The 18,719-nt window shown below is 60.7% G+C and carries 18 protein-coding genes; 8 read left to right on the top strand and 10 right to left on the bottom strand.

Annotated features, from left to right (window positions below; translation table 11 throughout):
* Nucleotides 1-33 precede the first annotated feature (33 nt).
* The 3 genes from LOY67_RS04130 to LOY67_RS04120 are packed head-to-tail and all read left to right on the top strand — an operon-like array spanning nucleotide 34 to nucleotide 1,899.
* Entirely contained in the window at nucleotides 34-411 is a 378-nt protein-coding gene (locus tag LOY67_RS04130; protein WP_265066063.1) for a septal ring lytic transglycosylase RlpA family protein, read from the top strand.
* Between the two features lie 49 nt (nucleotides 412-460).
* Nucleotides 461-1,522, top strand: coding sequence for a calcium/sodium antiporter (locus LOY67_RS04125; RefSeq protein ID WP_265067697.1), 1,062 nt, complete (start codon nucleotides 461-463; stop codon nucleotides 1,520-1,522).
* On the top strand, nucleotides 1,519-1,899 hold the full coding sequence (locus LOY67_RS04120) for a carboxymuconolactone decarboxylase family protein (RefSeq protein WP_003177973.1): 381 nt from the start codon (nucleotides 1,519-1,521) through the stop codon (nucleotides 1,897-1,899). Before LOY67_RS04125 ends, LOY67_RS04120 begins: the two co-directional genes overlap by 4 nt.
* Before the next feature lie 125 nt (nucleotides 1,900-2,024).
* On the opposite strand, the gene LOY67_RS04115 is transcribed toward LOY67_RS04120, so the two are convergent.
* From LOY67_RS04115 to kdgD, 5 genes are all read right to left on the bottom strand, one after another.
* Nucleotides 2,025-2,966, bottom strand: a complete 942-nt coding sequence (locus LOY67_RS04115; protein ID WP_265066062.1) for an AEC family transporter — start codon at nucleotides 2,964-2,966, stop codon at nucleotides 2,025-2,027.
* Between the two features lie 180 nt (nucleotides 2,967-3,146).
* Nucleotides 3,147-4,700 carry a galactarate dehydratase gene (gene garD, locus LOY67_RS04110; protein ID WP_265066061.1) on the bottom strand — a complete coding sequence of 518 codons (1,554 nt, stop codon included), beginning with the start codon at nucleotides 4,698-4,700 and terminating at the stop codon, nucleotides 3,147-3,149.
* Nucleotides 4,701-4,713: 13 nt separating this feature from the next.
* Nucleotides 4,714-6,075, bottom strand: a complete 1,362-nt coding sequence (locus tag LOY67_RS04105; RefSeq protein ID WP_265066060.1) for an MFS transporter — start codon at nucleotides 6,073-6,075, stop codon at nucleotides 4,714-4,716.
* 173 nt (nucleotides 6,076-6,248) lie between these two features.
* On the bottom strand, nucleotides 6,249-7,694 hold the full coding sequence (locus LOY67_RS04100; protein WP_265066059.1) for an aldehyde dehydrogenase family protein: 1,446 nt from the start codon (nucleotides 7,692-7,694) through the stop codon (nucleotides 6,249-6,251).
* A 175-nt stretch (nucleotides 7,695-7,869) separates the two neighbouring features.
* A complete protein-coding gene (kdgD, locus tag LOY67_RS04095; protein WP_265066058.1) occupies nucleotides 7,870-8,781 on the bottom strand; it encodes a 5-dehydro-4-deoxyglucarate dehydratase in 912 nt (303 codons plus the stop codon).
* 230 nt (nucleotides 8,782-9,011) lie between these two features.
* Here kdgD and LOY67_RS04090 point away from each other — a divergent pair, with 230 nt between their 5' ends.
* The gene (locus tag LOY67_RS04090; RefSeq protein ID WP_265066057.1) at nucleotides 9,012-9,389 is read left to right on the top strand and encodes a hypothetical protein; all 378 of its coding nucleotides are present in this window, start codon (nucleotides 9,012-9,014) and stop codon (nucleotides 9,387-9,389) included.
* Between the two features lie 198 nt (nucleotides 9,390-9,587).
* Here LOY67_RS04090 and LOY67_RS04085 read toward each other — a convergent pair whose 3' ends face one another.
* The 4 genes from LOY67_RS04085 to LOY67_RS04070 form a co-directional block, all read right to left on the bottom strand.
* Nucleotides 9,588-10,334: a FadR/GntR family transcriptional regulator gene (locus LOY67_RS04085; protein WP_041020795.1), complete on the bottom strand. Its 747-nt coding sequence runs from the start codon at nucleotides 10,332-10,334 to the stop codon at nucleotides 9,588-9,590.
* 247 nt (nucleotides 10,335-10,581) lie between these two features.
* Nucleotides 10,582-12,309 (bottom strand): ABC transporter ATP-binding protein/permease, encoded by a 1,728-nt coding sequence (locus LOY67_RS04080; protein WP_265066056.1) that lies wholly within the window; start codon nucleotides 12,307-12,309, stop codon nucleotides 10,582-10,584.
* 94 nt (nucleotides 12,310-12,403) lie between these two features.
* Nucleotides 12,404-12,964 (bottom strand): response regulator transcription factor, encoded by a 561-nt coding sequence (locus LOY67_RS04075; protein ID WP_003177957.1) that lies wholly within the window; start codon nucleotides 12,962-12,964, stop codon nucleotides 12,404-12,406.
* Nucleotides 12,957-14,219, bottom strand: a complete 1,263-nt coding sequence (locus tag LOY67_RS04070) for an ATP-binding protein (protein ID WP_265066055.1) — start codon at nucleotides 14,217-14,219, stop codon at nucleotides 12,957-12,959. The genes LOY67_RS04075 and LOY67_RS04070 overlap by 8 nt, the downstream gene beginning before the upstream one ends.
* A 360-nt stretch (nucleotides 14,220-14,579) precedes the next feature.
* Here LOY67_RS04070 and LOY67_RS04065 point away from each other — a divergent pair, with 360 nt between their 5' ends.
* Nucleotides 14,580-15,296 carry an SIMPL domain-containing protein gene (locus LOY67_RS04065; protein ID WP_265066054.1) on the top strand — a complete coding sequence of 239 codons (717 nt, stop codon included), beginning with the start codon at nucleotides 14,580-14,582 and terminating at the stop codon, nucleotides 15,294-15,296.
* Nucleotides 15,297-15,521: 225 nt separating this feature from the next.
* On the opposite strand, the gene LOY67_RS04060 is transcribed toward LOY67_RS04065, so the two are convergent.
* Nucleotides 15,522-15,908, bottom strand: a complete 387-nt coding sequence (locus LOY67_RS04060) for a DUF6124 family protein (protein ID WP_265066053.1) — start codon at nucleotides 15,906-15,908, stop codon at nucleotides 15,522-15,524.
* 515 nt (nucleotides 15,909-16,423) lie between these two features.
* On the opposite strand from LOY67_RS04060, the gene LOY67_RS04055 reads away from it, so the two are divergent.
* The 3 genes from LOY67_RS04055 to LOY67_RS04045 are packed head-to-tail and all read left to right on the top strand — an operon-like array spanning nucleotide 16,424 to nucleotide 18,554.
* Complete coding sequence (locus tag LOY67_RS04055) at nucleotides 16,424-17,176, top strand: MarR family transcriptional regulator (RefSeq protein ID WP_265066052.1); 753 nt, start codon at nucleotides 16,424-16,426, stop codon at nucleotides 17,174-17,176.
* Nucleotides 17,173-17,877 carry a hypothetical protein gene (locus LOY67_RS04050; RefSeq protein WP_265066051.1) on the top strand — a complete coding sequence of 235 codons (705 nt, stop codon included), beginning with the start codon at nucleotides 17,173-17,175 and terminating at the stop codon, nucleotides 17,875-17,877. The genes LOY67_RS04055 and LOY67_RS04050 overlap by 4 nt, the downstream gene beginning before the upstream one ends.
* Nucleotides 17,874-18,554 (top strand): serine/threonine protein phosphatase, encoded by a 681-nt coding sequence (locus LOY67_RS04045; RefSeq protein ID WP_265066050.1) that lies wholly within the window; start codon nucleotides 17,874-17,876, stop codon nucleotides 18,552-18,554. Before LOY67_RS04050 ends, LOY67_RS04045 begins: the two co-directional genes overlap by 4 nt.
* Nucleotides 18,555-18,719 lie beyond the last annotated feature (165 nt).

Here is an 18,719-nt window from a genome sequence, read left to right as displayed (position 1 = left end):
CGCAGAGCATGGGAACGATCATGGGGTCATAGAATGAAGCGTCTCCTCGGCGCCTGCGCCCTGCTGTCCCTGCTGGCCGGTTGCGCCAGCCAGAGCGGGACGGTCGATCCTCACGGCTACGACCAGACCGGCGTCGCCTCTTATTACGGTTCCAGGCACCACGGCAAGCGCACCGCCAGCGGCGAGCGTTTCGACCAGCACAGCCTGACCGCCGCCCATCGCCAGTTGCCATTCGGCACACGGGTGAAAATCACCAACCTGGGCAACAATGACAGTGTCGTGGTCCGTATCAACGACCGCGGCCCGTATACCCGAGGCCGTCTGATCGACGTGTCCCGCGAAGCCGCCGAGCAGTTGGGCATGTTGCGCAGCGGCACCGCCCGGGTGCGCGTGCAAGCCCTCGACGATTGACAGACGGAGCCCGGCCATTTCCCTACTCGCCGCTTTACCGCTTTTCAGCCTGATCGAATTGTTCGGCGGCCTGCTGTTGCTGATCGCCGGCGCCGAGTTGCTGGTGCGTGCGGCCGTCGGCCTGGCGGCGCGCTTGCAAGTGCGTCCACTGATCATCGGCCTGAGCATCGTCGCCTTCGGCAGCAGCGCGCCGCAGATGGCCGTCAGCCTGCAAGCGACCCTGGCGCAGAACGCCGACATCGCCGTCGGCAGCGTGATCGGCAGCGGCATCTTCAACATCCTCGTGACCCTCGGCCTGTCGGCGCTGATCATTCCGTTGCGGGTCTCGCGCCAACTGGTGCGCCTGGACATCCCGCTGATGATCGGCGCCAGCCTGCTGGTGTTCGTGCTGGCCTGGAACGAAGAGCTGACGCGGCTGGACGGCATGCTGCTGCTGATCGCCCTGGCGGTGTACCTGGGCCTGTTGCTGCGTCAGTCGCAACACTCCGGGCGCCCCCACGCCGTAGCGGTCGACGTGACGCCGACGTCCTGGCTCAAGAGCCTGTCGATGATCGCAGCCGGCCTGGCGATGCTGATTTTCGCCGGGCACCTGCTGCTGGGCGCGGCGGTGGAAGTGGCGACAGACCTGGGGCTGTCGGAGCGCATCATCGGCCTGACCATCGTCGCGGTCAGCACCTCGCTGCCGGAGCTCGCCACCTCACTGATCGCCGCGTTGCGGGGCCAGCGCGACATCGCGGTGGGCAACGTGATCGGCAGCAACCTGTTCAACCTGCTGGGCGTGCTGGGGGTGACCGCCCTCGCCGCCCCGACGCCGCTTTCGGTTTCGCCGAACGCCCTGGATTTCGACCTGCCGGTGATGCTCGGCGTCGCGGTGCTGTGCCTGCCGGTGTTCTATTCCGGTTATCGCGTCACCCGCGCCGAAGGCTTGCTGTTCCTCGGTTTGTACGTGGCCTACGGGTTGCACGTGGTGTCGTTCACCACCGGCATGCCCCTGGCCGGCCAACTGGAACGGCTGATGCTGTTCTACGTGCTGCCGGTCCTGCTCGCATTCTTGCTGTTCACCTCCGTGCGCGCCTGGCGCCGCCAACACCACAAGAGGGATTTGCCATGACCGACACTCCAAAGACCGGCCTGGACATGCGTCGCCAAGTGATGGGCGATGCGTTCGTCGACCGTGCGCTGGGCAACGCCACCGAATTCACCCAGCCCCTGCAGGACTTCGTCAACGAACATGCCTGGGGCAGCGTCTGGAGCCGTGAAGGCCTGCCGTTGAAAACCCGCAGCCTGATCACCCTCGCCGCCCTCACCGCCCTCAAATGCCCGCAGGAACTCAAAGGCCATGTGCGTGGCGCGCTGAACAATGGCTGTACGGTGGAAGAGATTCGCGAGGCGTTGCTGCATTGCGCGGTGTATGCCGGGGTGCCAGCAGCGATCGATGCGTTTCGGGCGGCGCAGGAAGTGATCGATAGCTACCAGAAGCCTGAGTGACAGGAAGATTGCTATCGCGAGCAGGCTCGCTCCCACAGTTGATGGGGTTTCTTCAGAAGGAACGCGGTCGAATGTGGGAGCGAGCCTGCTCGCGATTGGACCTCAAGAACACCAGAAACCCAAGCCTAGATCCACCCACCCCACTGCAACACAAAGATCCCCAGGTTTGTGGTGATCGCCGCCATCAAGGTGGTAATGACAATGATCGCCGCCGCCAGCTCATGGTTGCCATCGGCCGCGCGGGCCATGACGAAGCTGGCGGCGGCGGTGGGACTGCCGAAGTACAGGAACAGGATGCCCAGTTCCGCCCCGCGAAAACCCCAGAGCCAGGCCCCCAGGGTGGTCAGCACCGGCAGGCCGACCATCTTCACCAGGCTCGAACTCATGGCCATCCTGCCGCTCTTGCGCAACGCCGCCAGCGACAGCGTGCCGCCGATGCAGATCAGCGCCAGGGGCAAGGTCATCTGCGCGAGGTATTTGCCTGAGGTTTCAAACCAGTTCGGCAGGCCGATCTGCCAATAGGCGAACGGCGCGGCGACGATCACGCTGATGATCAGCGGGTTACTGAACACGCTTTTGCAGATGCTCCACGGGTCGGACTTGATCACCGGGCTGTAGACCGCCAGCACGATGGTCGACAAGGTGTTGTAGAACAGGATCACCAGCGCCGCGAGGATCGCTCCCAGGGAAATCCCGTAGTCACCGTACATGCTCGCCGCCAACGCCAGGCCGATGACCCCGTTGTTGCCACGAAACGCGCCTTGGGTGTAGATGCCGCGATCCTCCCGCGGGCAACGCCAGATCGCCCAACCCCAGGCCATGGCAAAGCTCACCAGGGTGGCGATGGAGAAATAGATCAGCAGGGCCGGCTGCAACGCCGCATGCAGGTCGGCGTGGAGGATGCCGAGGAACAACAGCGCCGGCATGGTGACGTTGAACACCAGGGACGAGGCGGTGTGAATGAAATTGTCGTTGATCCAGTTGACGCGCTTGAGCAGCACCCCCAGAAACAGCATGGCAAACACCGGCGCGGTGATGTTCAGGGTTTCGAGGAAAATTGCCAACATGCCGGGGACCTTGAGAGGGGTGTCGTTAGGTGGCTAATGATAAGCCACTTTCCCACTGATCGTTCCCACGCTCTGCGTGGAAATGCCTCAACGGACGCTCCGCGTTCGGCTCTCGGGACGCGGAGCGTCCCTGGCTGCATTCCCACGCAGAGCGTGGGAACGATCAACGACAACGTCAGATCAGGTAATCGGCGCCGGGTTGAACAAGGTGATGTCGTTGTAGATCTTGTGCTGCTCGGCCCAGGTCTGCTTCTTGCCGCTGGCTACATCCAGGTAGTAGTGGAACAGCTCCCAGCCCAACTCTTCGATCGTCGCCCGTCCAGTGGCGATCCGGCCGGCGTCGATGTCGATCAGGTCCGGCCAGCGCTGGGCCAGTTCGGTACGGGTCGAGACCTTCACCACCGGTGCCATCGCCAGACCATACGGCGTGCCACGACCGGTGGTGAACACGTGCAGGTTCATCCCCGCCGCCAGTTGCAGTGTGCCACAGACAAAATCGCTGGCCGGCGTGGCGCAGAAGATCAGGCCTTTTTCCTTGAAGCGCTCGCCCGGGCCAAGTACGCCGTTGATCGCGCTGCTGCCGGACTTGACGATCGAGCCCAGGGATTTTTCGACGATGTTCGACAGTCCGCCCTTCTTGTTGCCCGGCGTGGTGTTGGCACTGCGATCCGCCTCGCCCTTGGCCAGATAACGGTCGTACCAGTCCATCTCGCGCACCAGTTCCTGGGCGACTTCCCGGGTTTGCGCCCGGGAGGTCAGCAGGTAGATCGCATCGCGCACTTCGGTGACTTCGGAAAACATCACCGTCGCCCCGGCACGCAGCAACAGGTCCGAGGCATAGCCCAGGGCCGGGTTGGCGGTGATGCCGGAAAATGCATCGCTGCCGCCGCATTGCATGCCCAGGATCAACTCCGAAGCGGGCACGGTTTCACGGCGACGCTGGTCGAGCTTCTTCAGGCGGGTTTCGGCCAGCGCCATGATCTGCTCGATCATTTCGGTAAAGCCATGGCTGGAGTCCTGCAGGCGATACAACCACGGCTCGCTGAGGTCCACCGAGCTGTCGTTGTCGTGCATCACCTGCCCGGCCTGCAACTTCTCGCAACCCAGGCTGATCACCAGCGCCTCGCCACCCAGGTTCGGGTTGCGCGCCAGGTTGCGCACGGTGCGGATCGGGATGTACGCATCGGTGGCGGTGATCGCCACGCCACAACCGTAGCTGTGGGTCAGCGCCACCACGTCATCGACGTTCGGGTACTTGGGCAGCAATTCTTCCTTGATGCGCTTGACCGCATGGTCCAGCACCCCGGTCACGCACTGCACCGTGGTGGTGATGCCAAGGATATTGCGCGTGCCGACGGTACCGTCGGCATTGCGGTAGCCTTCGAAGGTGTAGCCCTCCAGCGGCGCATCGGCGGCCGGCACGTCAGTGGACAGCGGCAGGCTGTCCAGCGGCGGCGCGGTGGGCATGCGCAACTGGTCTTCCTTGACCCAACTGCCACGGGGGATCGGTTGCAGCGCATAGCCAATGACCTGGCCGTAGCGAATCACCTCGCCGCCCTCGGGAATGTCCAGCAGCGTGACCTTGTGGCTCTGTGGCACGAAGTCCACGGTGACCAGGCCGTCCGGGAATTCGGTCCCGGCCGGCACGCCCTGGTCATTGACGACGATCACCACATTGTCCCGCTCGTGCAGGCGGATGTAACGGGGCGAATCGGCATGTTCAATCAGTTGCATCGGTGCCGCTCCTTCAGGATTTGGCTTCAGACAGGCTGGAGAGGTCGGCATCCTTGGCCGCAGGTTCCTTGAGCACGACACGCTTGATCGGCCCGACGATGACCAGGTAACTGAACACCGCCATCAACGCATTGCAACCCACAAACACCAGGGCCCATTTGAACGAACCGGTGGAGCTGATGATGTAGCCGATGACGATTGGCGTGGTGATCGATGCCAGGTTGCCGAAGGTGTTGAACAAGCCACCGCTCAAACCGGCGATCTGTTTGGGCGACGTGTCGGACACCACCGCCCAGCCCAGCGCGCCTACACCTTTGCCGAAGAAGGCCAGGGCCATGAAGCCCACCACCATCCATTCGATTTCCACGTAGTTGCAGGCCACGATGCTGCTGGACACCAGCAGGCCGGCGATGATCGGTGCCTTGCGGGCGAAGGTCAGCGAGTGGCCCTTGCGCAGCAGGTAGTCGGAAATCACCCCGCCCAGCACGCCGCCGATAAAACCGCAGATCGCCGGCAAGGACGCGATGAAACCGGCCTTGAGGATGGTCATGCCGCGCTCCTGGACCAGGTACACCGGGAACCAGGTCAGGAAGAAGTAGGTGATGCCGTTGATGCAGTATTGGCCCAGGTACACGCCGAGCATCATACGGTTGGTGAGCAGTTGGCGGATGTAATCCCACTTCGGACCGTCGGCCTTCTTCTTGCCCTTGTCCTGGTCCATGTCGACCATCGCACCATTGGCGGCGATGTGGTTGAACTCGGCCTCGTTGATCATCGGGTGCTGACGCGGGCTATGGATCACTTTGAGCCAGATCAGCGAGAACACGATGCCGATCACGCCCATCACGATGAACACATGCTGCCAGCCGAAGCGGTAGACGATCCAGCCCATCAAAGGTGCGAACAACACGGTAGCGAAGTACTGCGCCGAGTTGAAAATCGCCGAAGCCGTGCCACGCTCTGCGGTAGGGAACCAGGCCGCGACAATGCGGGCGTTGCCCGGGAAGGACGGCGCTTCGGCCAGACCGACCAGAAAGCGCAGCATGAACAGCGCAACCACGGCCGTGGACATGCCGAATTCACCGACATAGCCTTGCAGCACGGTGAACAGCGACCAGGTGAAAATGCTCAGGGCATAGATTTTTTTCGAGCCGAAGCGGTCGAGCAGCCAGCCGCCAGGAATCTGCCCGGCCACGTAGGCCCAGCCGAAGGCGGAGAAGATATAACCGAGGGTCACGGCATCGATGCCGAGGTCTTTTTGCAGGCTGGAGCCTGCGATGGCGATGGTGGCACGGTCGGCATAGTTGATCGTCGTCACCACGAACAGCATGAGCAGGATCAAATAGCGGACGTGAGTCGGCTTGGTCGCTTGCATGTAACAGTACTCCCACTATTTATTTTTATGCGGGTCAATGTTGTGTCGCGGGTGTAGGAGCTGCCGCAGGCTGCGATCTTTTGATCTTGATCTTTTTCGCTTGGGACTCAAGCGACAGGACAAAGATCGCAGCCTCGTTGCACTCGGCAGCTCCTACAAGGTATTGCTGTGTTTCAGGAACCGATGTAGGAGGTCTTCACCACGGTGTAGAACTCTTGTGCGTAGCGACCTTGCTCACGCGAACCATAGGACGAACCTTTGCGTCCGCCGAACGGCACGTGGTAGTCCACGCCGGCGGTTGGCAGGTTGACCATCACCATGCCCGCCTGGGAATGGCGCTTGAAGTGGTTTGCGTACTTCAACGACGTGGTGGCGATACCGGCGGACAGACCGAACTCGGTGTCGTTGGCCATCGCCAGCGCCGCCTCGTAGTCGGCCACACGCACGACGTTGGCCACCGGGCCGAAAATTTCTTCACGGCTGATGCGCATGGCCGCTTCGCTGTCGGCGAACAGGGTCGGCGCCAGGAAATAGCCTTCGGTGTCGCACGTCACCAGGCCACCGCCGCTGACCAGCCGCGCGCCTTCGCTCTGGCCGATATCGATGTACTTCAGGTCCTGGTTGAGCTGGGCTTCGGAGACCACCGGGCCGATGTCCGTACCTGCCTTCAAGGCATGACCGACCTTGATCGATTGCATGCGCTCGGCCATGGCGTCGACGAACTTGTCGTGGATACCGGCGGTGACGATCAGGCGGCTGGAGGCCGTGCAACGTTGGCCGGTGGAGTAGAACGCACTCTGCACCGCCAGTTCGACCGCCTGCTTGAGGTCGGCGTCATCGAGGATGATCTGCGGGTTCTTGCCGCCCATTTCCAACTGCACCTTGGCCTGGCGCGACACGCAGTTGACGGCGATCTGCCGACCCACGCCCACGGAACCGGTGAAGCTGATACCGTCGACCTTAGGGCTGTTGACCAGCACTTCGCCAACCACGCGACCGCTGCCCATCACGAGGTTGAACACACCGGCCGGGAAACCGGCGCGGGAAATGATTTCCGCCAGGGCCCAGGCGCAACCCGGTACCAGCTCGGCAGGCTTGATCACCACGCAATTGCCGTAGGCCAGGGCCGGGGCGATTTTCCATGCGGGGATGGCGATGGGGAAGTTCCACGGCGTGATCAGGCCGACCACACCCAGGGCTTCACGGGTCACTTCGACATTGACGCCCGGACGCACCGACGGCACGTAGTCGCCGGACAGACGCAGGCATTCACCGGCGAAGAACTTGAAAATGTTGCCGGCGCGGGTCACTTCGCCGATAGCTTCGGGCAGGGTCTTGCCCTCTTCCCGAGCCAGCAGTTGGCCGAGCTCTTCACGGCGGGCGAGGATCTCGCTGCCCACCTTGTCCAGCGCATCGTGACGGGCCTGGATGCCCGAAGTCGACCAGCCCGGGAACGCGGCGCGGGCGGCTTCGATGGCGGTGTTGACTTGAGCTGCGTCAGCCTTGGCGTACTCGCCGATGACATCGGACAGGTCAGAGGGGTTGATATTGGTGCAATAGTCGGCACCGGCCACCCATTGACCGTTGATGTAGTTATCGAAACGCTTTGCATCTGCCACGGATGCTTCTCCTTACAAAATGCCTGTCTAGTTCCGATCGTTCCCACGCTCAGCGTGGAAACGCCTCAACGGACGCTCTGCGTTCGGCTTTTGGCGACGCAGAGCATCCCTGGGTGCATTCCCACGCGGAGCATGGGAACGAGCCGCTGATTGCTCAGTGGCTTTGTCGGGTCTGTTACTGCTTGCCTTGCTTGTCCATCAGCGCGGCCAGGGCTTCGTATTCTTCTGGCAGCAGATCGGTCAGCGGGGTGCGCACAGGGCCTGCGTCGTAGCCGGCGATCTTCGCGCCCGCCTTGACGATGCTCACGGCATAGCCAGCCTTGCGGTTGCGGATGTCCAGGTACGGCAGGAAGAAATCGTCGATGATCTTGCCGACGGTGGCGTGATCGTCACGGGCGATGGCGTGGTAGAAGTCCATCGCGGTCTTCGGAATGAAGTTGAACACCGCCGAGGAGTAGACCGGTACGCCCAGGGCCTTGTAGGCCGCGGCGTAGACTTCAGCGGTCGGCAGGCCGCCCAGGTAGCTGAAGCGATCGCCGAGGCGACGACGGATCGACACCATCAACTCGATATCGCCCAGGCCGTCCTTGTAGCCGATCAGGTTCGGGCAACGCTCGGCCAACTGCTCCAGTTGAGTGGCGTTCAGGCGGCAGACGTTGCGGTTGTACACCACCACACCGATCTTCACCGATTTGCACACCGCTTCAACGTGGGCGGCAACGCCGTCCTGGCTGGCTTCGGTCAGGTAGTGCGGCAGCAGCAACAGGCCCTTGGCACCCAGGCGCTCGGCTTCTTGAGCGTATTCGATGGCCTGGCGAGTCGCGCCGCCGACACCAGCGAGGATTGGCACGCTGGTGGCGCAGGTGTCGACAGCGGTCTTGATGACTTGGGAATACTCGCTGGCGGCCAGGGAGAAGAATTCACCGGTGCCGCCGGCTGCGAACAGGGCCGAAGCGCCGTAGGGGGCCAGCCACTCGAGACGCTTGATGTAGCTGTTGCGATTGAAATCGCCCTGTGCAGTGAAATCGGTGACCGGGAACGACAGCAGGCCAGACGAGAGGATGGACTTCAGTTCTTGTGGATTCATTATTCGAACACCCTGGGACGCAAAAATTGTGTTTGAGAGAGGTAAGCTTCGGCCAGAAGTTGTAGGTCATCGTACAACTTAAAATACGAACGTCAACTGCATTTCGTCATTGAAGGGGAAAAAGACCGGCGGACCGTTCATCCGCACTGTCGACTCTGACAGTTTCACCTCGTCAGGCGATGTCCTAAAACAGCCTGACCGACCCGCTCGATCCCTCAAGGAGTGACGCTATGAGCACTTATAAAAAGCCTGTCCTCACCCGGTACTCAGACACAGATCCCAACACAGACGTGGTCACCGTTCATTTGGCGGATCTGGAAGGCGGACTGAAATTCAGGATCCCGGACCTGGATAAAATCGGATACGAGTGGGAGGTCGCGCCGGTCCTCGGCTCGGAACCCGTTGAATGGGCCGACCGAAAGTCCCTGTCCAGCTATGACGATGAGGGCAACGCGCAGAAACTCACCGTACTGGAACTGACCGTGCCCAAGGCCAGGTTGGAAAAGTATCGCGGCCAGGTGGTTGAACTGCGTTACCGGTATTTCAGCGAGTCCGATGACTATGGCGATGACATGCTTTCGGCGCCGGTGCGCTTGAAGGTTGAGTAAGGTTCTTCGGCTCATGCCGCGTGCAGGCACATAGGTATTGAGGTAGACCATCCTGTGGCGAGGGGATTTATCCCCGCTGGGCTGCGCAGCGGCCCCAAAACAATCAACTCAATCTGCCTGATGCACCGGGTAGTCTGGCTTTAGGGCCGCTTCGCAGCCCAGCGGGGATAAATCCCCTCGCCACAGGGTTCTCGCGGATCAGCCCTGCGCTTGCGCTTCTTCATGGGCCTGGCGCAACCGCTCGCGGCTGTTGGTCAGGTGCAGGCGCATGGCGGCACGGGCAGCGTCCGAATCCTGGCGGGCGATAGCCTCGTAGATTTCCTCGTGCTCGCGGCTCAGGCGGTCCATGTAGTGTTGCTGGTCGTCATGGGCCAGGCGTGCCGAGTTCACCCGGGTACGCGGGATGATGCTGGTACCCAGGTGGGTCATGATGTCGGTGAAATAGCGGTTGCCTGTGGACAGGGCGATTTCCAGGTGGAAGGCGAAGTCCGAGGCCACTGCATCGGTGGCGTGGGCTGCGCTTTCGTTCAGTGCATCGAGGGCGGCGCGCATCGTCGCCAGTTGCTCGTCGCTACGACGCTGGGCCGCAAGCCCGGCGGACTCCACTTCCAGGCTGATGCGCAATTCCAGGATTGCCAGCACATCACGCAAGGTCACCACCGTGGCCGGGTCGATCCGAAAACCGCTCGGGCTTGGGGTGTCCAGCACGAAGGTGCCGATGCCATGGCGGGTTTCCACTTGCCCTGCGGCCTGCAAGCGGGAAATCGCTTCGCGCACCACGGTGCGGCTGACGCCATGGGCTTCCATGATCGCCGACTCGGTGGGCAACTTGTCGCCACGCTTGAGCAGGCCGTCACGGATCTGCTCGGTCAGCACCGTCACCAACTCCTGCGCCAGGCTGCGGCGCTTACGGGGAAAGCGCGGTACGTCGATCGGGTTTTCCATGGGTCTGTGTCTCGGCAAGCGGTTGAATGCGCATCATCATAGCGTAACGTGGTTGTATGATCACCGTGTTCCCTGGCGGCCTTTTCATGGATTGCCGGTTGTGGCGAGGGGATTTATCCCCGTTGGGCGCGGAGCGCCCCATCAAATCAAACGCCAATCGACATCGCCTTTTGCTGATAGGACAAGGGCTGCTCCGCAGCCCAGCGGGGATAAATCCCCTCGCCACAACAATGATCGACACAGGCAATCAGGTGACTTCAGCGCGCTCCAGCAGTTGGCCATTTTCGATACGCACATGTCGCGGATGGAAACGTTTCAAACTGCTTCGGTGGCCGACGCTGACGATGCTCAACCCTGGCAACTGATCGATCAACGCCTGATACAGCGTCGCCTCGTCCTCTTCGTCCATCGCCGAGGTGGCTTCGTCCATGTACAACCACTGCGGTGCGTAGAGCAGTGCTCGGGCAAAGGCCAGGCGTTGCTGCTCGCCGGGCGAGAGCATGCGCTGCCAGTGGTTGCTTTCGTCCAGCCGCGCGATCAGGTGCGGCAGGCGGCAGGTTTCCAGCACCTGTGCATAACGTTCGTTGGGGTAGACGTCGCCAGGCTGTGGATAACTCAACACTTCACGCAGGCTGCCGATGGGCAGATAGGGCTTTTGCGGCAGGAACAGGTAACGCGCCGTCGGCAGCAAAATACGACCATGCCCGGTGGGCCACAGATGTCCCATCGCCCGGAACAGCGTGGATTTACCGCTGCCGGAGCGGCCGCTGAGCATCACCCGCTCACCGGCCCCGACGGTCATGTCGGCGTCGTTGAGCAGATGACGTCCGTCATTCAGATCCAACCCCAGGTTGTGCACCTTCAGTTGGTTGCCCTGGCTTTGCACATCGATGGCCGGCACACGCTCTTCGTTGTCGCTCATGGCCTGGCGGAAACTCAGCAGACGATCACAGGTGGCGCGCCACGCGGCGAGGTCGGTATAGGCGCTGATGAACCAGCTGAAACTCTCCTGCACGTTGCCGAACGCCGAGTTGATCTGCATGAGTTCGCCCAGCTGGATCTTGCCGGCGAAGTAGCGCGGCGCCGCCACCATGAACGGGAAGATGATCGCGATCTGGCCGTAGCCGGAGGTGAAGAATGTCAGGCGCTTGGACACCCGCATGATGTCCCAGAAGTTCTGCCAGACCAGCCCGAAACGCCCGCTCAGGCGACGGTTCTCGTTGGGTTCGCCGTTGTACAGCGCAATGCTTTCGGCATTTTCGCGCACCCGTACCATGGAAAAACGCAGGTCGGCTTCGAAGCGCTGCTGGTTGTTGTTCAGGCCGATCAGGCGACGGCCGATCAGGTGCGTCAGCCAACTGCCCACCGCCGCGTACACCAGTGCGCACCAGAACATGTAGCCGGGAATGGTGTAGCCGAACACCTCGATGCTGCCCGACACACCCCACAGGATGATCGAGAACGACACCAGGCTGACCACGTTGCGCAGCAAGCCCAACCCCAGACCCAGGGTATTGCTGGTGAAGCTGTTGAGGTCTTCGGAAATCCGCTGGTCCGGGTTGTCGGTGTAGCCGCCCTGCTCCAACTGGTAGTAGTTCTTGTTGCCGAGCCAGCGGGCAAAATGCTGCTCGGTCAACCAGGCCCGCCAGCGAATGGTGAGCATCTGCGTGAGGTACAAGCGGTACACCGCGCCCAGTATCGCCACCGCGGCGATGCCGCAGAAATACAGGATCAACTGCCAGAACGCCTCACTGTTTTTCTCTTGCAGGGCGTTGTAGAAATCCTTGTACCAACTGTTGATCCACACCGAGATCGCCACACTGAACAGCGACAGCGCGATGACGGCGATCAACAGCGTCCAGGCCTTGCCCTTCTCCTCACTGCGCCAGTACGGCGTGGTCATTTGCCAGACACGGCGGAAGAACTGCCCGCGCACTGCGTCATTGACCGCGGAATATTCAGCGTTCTGATTCATGGTTAAAACTCAATAAAGAGAAAGAGTCGGGCCGATCATAGAGCAACGGCCCGATGTGTCGCGAGGGGGTGGACACTATCCATTCAGCACAGGTTCAGCGACGCACGGGCCGCTTCTGCAATTTGCGCTGCAAGGTACGCCGGTGCATGCCCAGGGCGCGGGCGGTGGCGGAGATGTTGCCTTCGTGCTCGGTCAGCACCCGCTGGATGTGCTCCCATTGCAGGCGATCCACCGACATGGGGTTTTCCGGCACCAGGGTATCAAGGTCGGCATGCTCGGACAGCAGCGCGGCCAGCACGTCATCGGCGTCCGCCGGTTTGCACAGGTAATTGCAGGCGCCGCGCTTGATGGCTTCGACCGCCGTGGCAATGCTCGAATAACCGGTGAGGATCACCACGCGCATCTCCGGGTCCAGCTCCAGCAGCTTGGGCAACAGCACCAGGCCCGAGTCGCCGTCCATCTTCAGGTCCAGGGCGGCATAGTCCGGCAGGTCGGCCTGGGCGATGGTCAAGCCCTCCTCGGCGGAACCGGCGGTGCTCACGCGAAAACCGCGACGGGACATCGCCCGGGCCATGACCCGGGTAAAGGTGGCGTCATCATCCACCAGCAACAGGTGCGGCAGTTCTTCGCCGTCGACTTGGATCTCGTCACTCATGTTCGTCTCCTCGGTCGGCATGGGGCAGGCGCAGCTCGGTGAGCGTGCCGCCGCTCTCATGGGGGTAGAGTTTCACCGAGCCGCCGGCGCGTGTCACGCTGGCCTTGCTCAAAAACAGGCCCAGGCCGAGGCCTTTGCCCTTGGTGGTGTAGAACGGTTTGCCGATCTGCTCGGCGATGGCCAACGGCACACCGGCACCGCGGTCGCGAATGCTGATAATCAGCTCAAAGGCATTCCAGTCCAGCGTCACCTCCATGCCTTCGGGGCAAGCATCGGCGGCGTTGTTCAACAGATTCAGCAGCGCCTGGGTCAAGTCCGGTGGCGGCGCCATGCGCGGCACTGGGCCATATCCCAGGCACTGGAAGCGGTAACTGGCTTCCGGGCGCATCAGGTGCCAGCGATTGAGGGCCTCGTCGAGCCAGTCGGTGACGTCCTGCATGTCGATCGCCAGCCGGCGGTTGGCCTCGGCGGCGCGCACCAGGTATTGCAGGGTTTCCTTGCAGAGCTTGACCTGATCCTGCAGCACACTGAGGTCGTCCTGCAACAGCGGGTCGGGATGATCCTGTTGCATCTCCTTGAGCAGCACACTCATGGTTGCCAGCGGCGTGCCCAACTCATGGGCGGCGCCGGCGGCCTGGGTCGCCACGGCCAGCAATTGCTCGTCCCGAAGGCCTTCTTCACGACGGATGGCCCGTAGTTCTTCCTGACGACGCAGCTCCTCGGCCATCCGTGCGGCAAAAAACGTGATGACGGACGCGGCCAGGGCGAAACTCAGCCACATGCCGTAGATCTGCAGGTTCTCCCGGGCGATGGGGAAGGTTTCCAGAGGATAGAAGCGCGCCAGCAACAAGGTGTACAGCGCCAGGGCGATGCCGGACAGGATCAGCGAAAAGCGCCACGGCAACGTCACAGCGGCGATGGTCAGGGGCACCAGGTAATAGGACACGAAAGGGTTGGTGGAACCGCCGGAGAAATACAGCAGCGCACTGTGGATAAACAGGTCGCAGGCCAGTTGCACGGCGTATTCCAGCTCCGTCACCGGCCATGAGGCGCGCAGGCGAATCGCCGTCAGCGCACACAGCACCGAAGCGCACACCAGGGTAATCGCCAGTTGCAGCCAGGGCAGCGGCAACAGGTCGAACCAATAGGCGAGCCCCACGGACCCGGCCTGGGCCGCAAGGACCAGGATACGGATGAACGTCAGCCGCCAGAGGTTCTGGCGCGAGGCGGAAGTCATTTGCAAAGGGGCGAGCATGAGCTCTCCTGATGAGCGCTCCAGGCGAATCGCACGGAGTATAACCAAGGCGCGGCTTGCGCAGGCAGCTGTGCGGCAAAGCGCCACAGCCGCTCAATGCTACACATCTCCCCTGTGGCGAGGGGATTTATCCCCGCTGGGTTGCGAAGCACCCCCAAGACAAGCAACTCGGTCCATCTGACATAGCGCAGGGGGCTGCTGCGCAGCCCAACGGGGATAAATCCCCTCGCCACAGGGGATCGGCATTGGCCTTACATCTGTATAGAAGTTGTAACTGTGCGAACCGAGCTGCAAACGCTAGAGTCTTATCGTTCACGCAGGCCCGGACCTTACCCCTGCACATCATCCCAAGGAGCTTTCATGCACACGTTCAGTCGCCCCGCCGCCCTCCTCGCCCTCAGTCTCGGCACCGTCGCCAGCCTGCCGGCCCTGGCCGCCGATGAACTGCATTACAACCAGATATCCCTGCGCGCCGAAGCCAGCCAGGAAGTGGCCCGCGACCTGATGATCGTCACGCTCTACACCGAAGAGCAAAACACCGACCCGGCCAAGCTCGCCGCCGCCGTCAGCACCACGCTGAACAAGGCCATCGGCCAGGCCAAGCAAGTCAAGGAGATCACCCTGCGCCAGGGCAGCCGCAACAGCTACCCGATCTACGACGGCAAGGGCCAGAAAATCACCGGCTGGCGCGAACGCGCCGAACTGCGCCTGGAAAGCGCCGACTTCGCCGCCCTGTCCAAACTCACCGGCGAATTGCTGACCGATATGAAAATGGGCGGCATGGACTTCGCCATCTCCACCGCCACCCGCCAGAGCAGCGAAGACGCCCTGCTCAAGGACGCCGTCAACGCGTTCAAGGCCCGCGCCCAACTGGCTACCGAAGCCCTGGGTGGCAAGGGTTACAAAATCGTCAACCTGAACCTCAACACCAACGGCTATCCACAACCCTACATGCGGGCGCCGATGATGATGAAGGCCGGGGCCATGGATGCCGAGTCCGTTACGCCAGAAGTGGAAGCGGGCACCAGCAAGGTGAGCATGACGGCGGATGGGGCGATTGAGGTGTTGATGCAGTGAGAGTGGGCTGACAGAAATATCCAGCCCAGTGACATGCCTTTGTGGCGAGGGGATTTAGCGAAACGTCGCACCGCCCCGCTGGGCTGCGAAGCAGACCCAAAAGCAGCGACCTCAACTAATCTGACACACCGAGGTATCAGGTTGGGGGCTGCTGCGCAGCCCAGCGGGGATAAATCCCCTCGCCACAGGACAGTGCCCGCCCTTTACCAGGTGGGCACTTCCTCGCTACACCTTAACCGGACGGGCCGGCACCTCAAGCTGATCCAACGCCTTGTCCACCAGCAACTGACACAACTCCACCAACTGATGAATCCCCAACGCCACGCTACGGCGCGTGCCATCCACCTCGAAGGCCAGATCCTCGGCCATGGCTTTGACCGAGGCCAGGGTTTCGCAGGTGCTGGTCAATAGCGTGTCGGCGTCCGCTTTGGCGGTGACGGAGAACAGGCTGTCGATGCGCGGATCGGTGCTGGGCGCTGGAGGCTTTGGGTTGAGGTAATGATCGAGTACCCGCTCGGCAGCGGCGCGGTCTTTGAGGAGTTCTTCGACGGTTTCGAAACTGGAAAGAGGGTTGGTTCTGTTGAACGGTGGATCGGGAATCAACTTGTCCATATTCAATGCTCCTACTTGAAAATTGGAGCCATCCCTGTGTCGTTTCCACACGACAATAAGGTGGCAGCGGTACGCGGGGTGGAAATACCGGTTAGTAGGACCCGGCCAGACCGAAGCCTGCCCACGCACAGCTGCCAGGACGCAGTTTGCAGACGAAACAGGACGTCGGCAACACCATGTCAGCCATGACACTACTAAAAGGTTCAGGTTTCCACACCCGGTCGCTGAATGGCAGCGACGTTCAAAGGTTAGAGAGCGCACTTCCGAGGGACAACCTTAAAAAGCCGTGGGATGTTTCCCTTCGGCCCTGGGGATCCTTCCGATGCACCTGAATGATTCGCGCCGCGTCCAGCCCTACCATCCCCTGTGGTGAGGGAGCAAGCTCCTCGCCAAAAGGACGCATTCCAGCCAAATCAGTACACCCAAAACCGCAAAAAGCTTTTGACATTGACAAAAATAGCGTGCGAACGTTGTCCACGTTTTATGGAACGTGGACAACCAGAGAACAGCCTGCGATGAAAGGTCAAGATATTTTACTGATGTACAAAATGGCCAGCCTTCATGCGCAGGAGGAAATGTCGCCAACTGGCAACCCAACGGTGGCATGGGGCGGCCTTTCCTCAATTGACTTACTACCGGATGACTACACCCAGGAATTTCAATTCATTACCTCGGCGTCGCCAGAAAAATCCTGGGACAACTTGGAGGTCGCCATAAAAGGCCTCATCGATGCAGACTCATTCCCTTGGGAGGGGTGGGATGCCAACGATCTCTCCCAAAAAAGTCCGGCCACCAAATGGGAAGACCGCTACACCCTGAGAGCCTTGGCAGAGTCCCTGGGCTTGAGCAAAAGTGAGATATCAAATTCAATCGTCCGATGCCGGGAGGCAGGACTCGTGACAAACGATTATGAAACGTCCTTGCCCAAAGTGAATCGTCCAGCGCTTTTGAAGATCACCGAGCATGCACTCAAGTACTTTTTCCCAGTCAAGCCTGGCGCCCTGGCGAGAGGGATTCCAACAGGATTTGCATCGCCAGTACTTTCCAAGCACCTGAAAAGTGCAGGGGAAAATATTCACGTCTGGCCGGACCCACATGGGACAGAGCGCGGCCAGACCATCGACCCCCTCTATAAGACTGTGCCTGAAGCAGTGAAGAACGACCGAACCCTCTACCACTACTTAGCGCTGGTGGACTCCATTCGCCTGGGCGGACCTCGCGAGACAAGCGTCGCCATTAAGCTTCTAAAAAAAGGGATGGGCCTTTGAGCAGTGCTTCGGATCACAACTACGAGATGCTGAACGCCGTCGCGCAAGGGTTGGGCGATGAGCTTTTAAAGGAAGTCGCTTTCGTCGGCGGCTCTACCACCTGGCTCCTGTGCACTGACGACGTGGTCCTGGACGATATCCGCAGCACTGACGACGTTGACCTGGTCATTGAACTAGGTGGCATTGCTGACTGGCAAAGGTTGACAGAGCGCCTGGCCGATAATGGCTTCAAGATTACCGCCGAACATAGCGATGTAACGTGTCGATTCAAATTCAACGATGTGATTGTCGACGTAATGCCGTCTGTGAAGGAGATTCTCGGATATGAAAATCGCTGGTTTGTAGATGGCCTGGCGAACGCAGACACCCGCATTCTCCCCAGTGGGATAGCAATCAAAATCTTCAAACCAGCCTATTTTGTCGCCACGAAACTCGAAGCATTCAAAGGTCGCGGAAAAGACGACGCATTTCACAAAGACGTTGAAGATATCCTTCTTATCGTCGATGGCCGCACCGAGTTGCTTGAGGAGGTCAGGCAAGCTGATCAGGTGTTGCGAACGTACATTGCAACCGGTGTTACCAGGTTACTGGCTCTGAACTCAATCGACTACGTGATCGAAAGCTCCCATTCAGTCAGCGCGAACCCCGGCCGAGGCAAACTGATTTACCAGCGCCTGAAACAACTGAGCGACATCAAATGATCTACGCAACCAGGTCCGTGAAAGGGCAGGGTAGAGGCGAGAACCGAGACTGTGCAGGAGCAATATTCGACGGAACACGAGGGTTATTTGTCGTCGTCGACGGCACATCCAAACCAGGCAGCGGCCCGCTCGCACAGGCTCTGCTCAACCAGATACTCACGGGATATGTTGAGAAGATCGCGGATGGCTGCTCGGATAATAGCCATGAAAAGGCAGCAGCCCTGCTTAACGATGTCCTGAATGACGCGCATCACAGACTCTTCTCAAGTCTCCTCACAGGGTCGGCGAGCTATCTGGTCGGCGTAGCCACCGAAGGACTGCTCACAATTGCCTACGAAGGCGATTGCTGCGCTGGGGTAGCTTGTTCAGACACTTCGATCACATGGCTTACAACACCTCACTGTCTCGCCAATTGGAGGCGCAATCGCAACCATAGGCAACTGGCAGCAGATCCAGGCAGGCACCGGATAAGCCGGAGTTTCAAAGCACGGAAAAAACCAGACCCAGAGATAGTCACGAGAGCGACCCTTGAAGGTGAGAAACTGGTTTTTGCAACCGATGGCTTTTGGGCTGACTTGGACGACGCGACACAAGCGAGGTTGCTTGACGGTGAGATGTTCGATCCCGTAAGCGTCGAGGACGACGTCTCTTGGATAGTCGTTCAGATTCCGACTTGAATCAGCCGCAGCCATTGCTGATGAACGTACATAGGTACTCAGGCCAGAAGATATGACTTGGCTGTCAGGCCACCTCATCACAACCCAAGGCAATAGAGGTATATCCAAACCCAACGGTCCTCCTCACTTTTGGATATTTCCCCCTCTCCCGCCCACAACGCTAAT

The organism is Pseudomonas sp. B21-056 (assembly GCF_026016325.1).
Lineage (GTDB): Bacteria > Pseudomonadota > Gammaproteobacteria > Pseudomonadales > Pseudomonadaceae > Aquipseudomonas.
Note: the sequence above shows the minus strand (reverse complement) of the source record. Positions and strands in the feature narration are given on the sequence as shown.

Bases quoted from the DNA above. Each gene is read 5' to 3' on its own strand.
- LOY67_RS04130 (WP_265066063.1), top strand. From the start codon at position 34: ATGAAGCGTCTCCTCGGCGCCTGCGCCCTGCTGTCCCTGCTGGCCGGT.
- LOY67_RS04120 (WP_003177973.1), top strand. From the start codon at position 1,519: ATGACCGACACTCCAAAGACCGGCCTGGACATGCGTCGCCAAGTGATG.
- LOY67_RS04115 (WP_265066062.1), bottom strand. From the start codon at position 2,966: ATGTTGGCAATTTTCCTCGAAACCCTGAACATCACCGCGCCGGTGTTT.
- garD (WP_265066061.1), bottom strand. From the start codon at position 4,700: ATGCAACTGATTGAACATGCCGATTCGCCCCGTTACATCCGCCTGCAC.
- LOY67_RS04105 (WP_265066060.1), bottom strand. From the start codon at position 6,075: ATGCAAGCGACCAAGCCGACTCACGTCCGCTATTTGATCCTGCTCATG.
- kdgD (WP_265066058.1), bottom strand. From the start codon at position 8,781: ATGAATCCACAAGAACTGAAGTCCATCCTCTCGTCTGGCCTGCTGTCG.
- LOY67_RS04090 (WP_265066057.1), top strand. From the start codon at position 9,012: ATGAGCACTTATAAAAAGCCTGTCCTCACCCGGTACTCAGACACAGAT.
- LOY67_RS04085 (WP_041020795.1), bottom strand. From the start codon at position 10,334: ATGGAAAACCCGATCGACGTACCGCGCTTTCCCCGTAAGCGCCGCAGC.
- LOY67_RS04080 (WP_265066056.1), bottom strand. From the start codon at position 12,309: ATGAATCAGAACGCTGAATATTCCGCGGTCAATGACGCAGTGCGCGGG.
- LOY67_RS04075 (WP_003177957.1), bottom strand. From the start codon at position 12,964: ATGAGTGACGAGATCCAAGTCGACGGCGAAGAACTGCCGCACCTGTTG.
- LOY67_RS04070 (WP_265066055.1), bottom strand. From the start codon at position 14,219: ATGCTCGCCCCTTTGCAAATGACTTCCGCCTCGCGCCAGAACCTCTGG.
- LOY67_RS04065 (WP_265066054.1), top strand. From the start codon at position 14,580: ATGCACACGTTCAGTCGCCCCGCCGCCCTCCTCGCCCTCAGTCTCGGC.
- LOY67_RS04060 (WP_265066053.1), bottom strand. From the start codon at position 15,908: ATGGACAAGTTGATTCCCGATCCACCGTTCAACAGAACCAACCCTCTT.
- LOY67_RS04055 (WP_265066052.1), top strand. From the start codon at position 16,424: ATGAAAGGTCAAGATATTTTACTGATGTACAAAATGGCCAGCCTTCAT.
- LOY67_RS04045 (WP_265066050.1), top strand. From the start codon at position 17,874: ATGATCTACGCAACCAGGTCCGTGAAAGGGCAGGGTAGAGGCGAGAAC.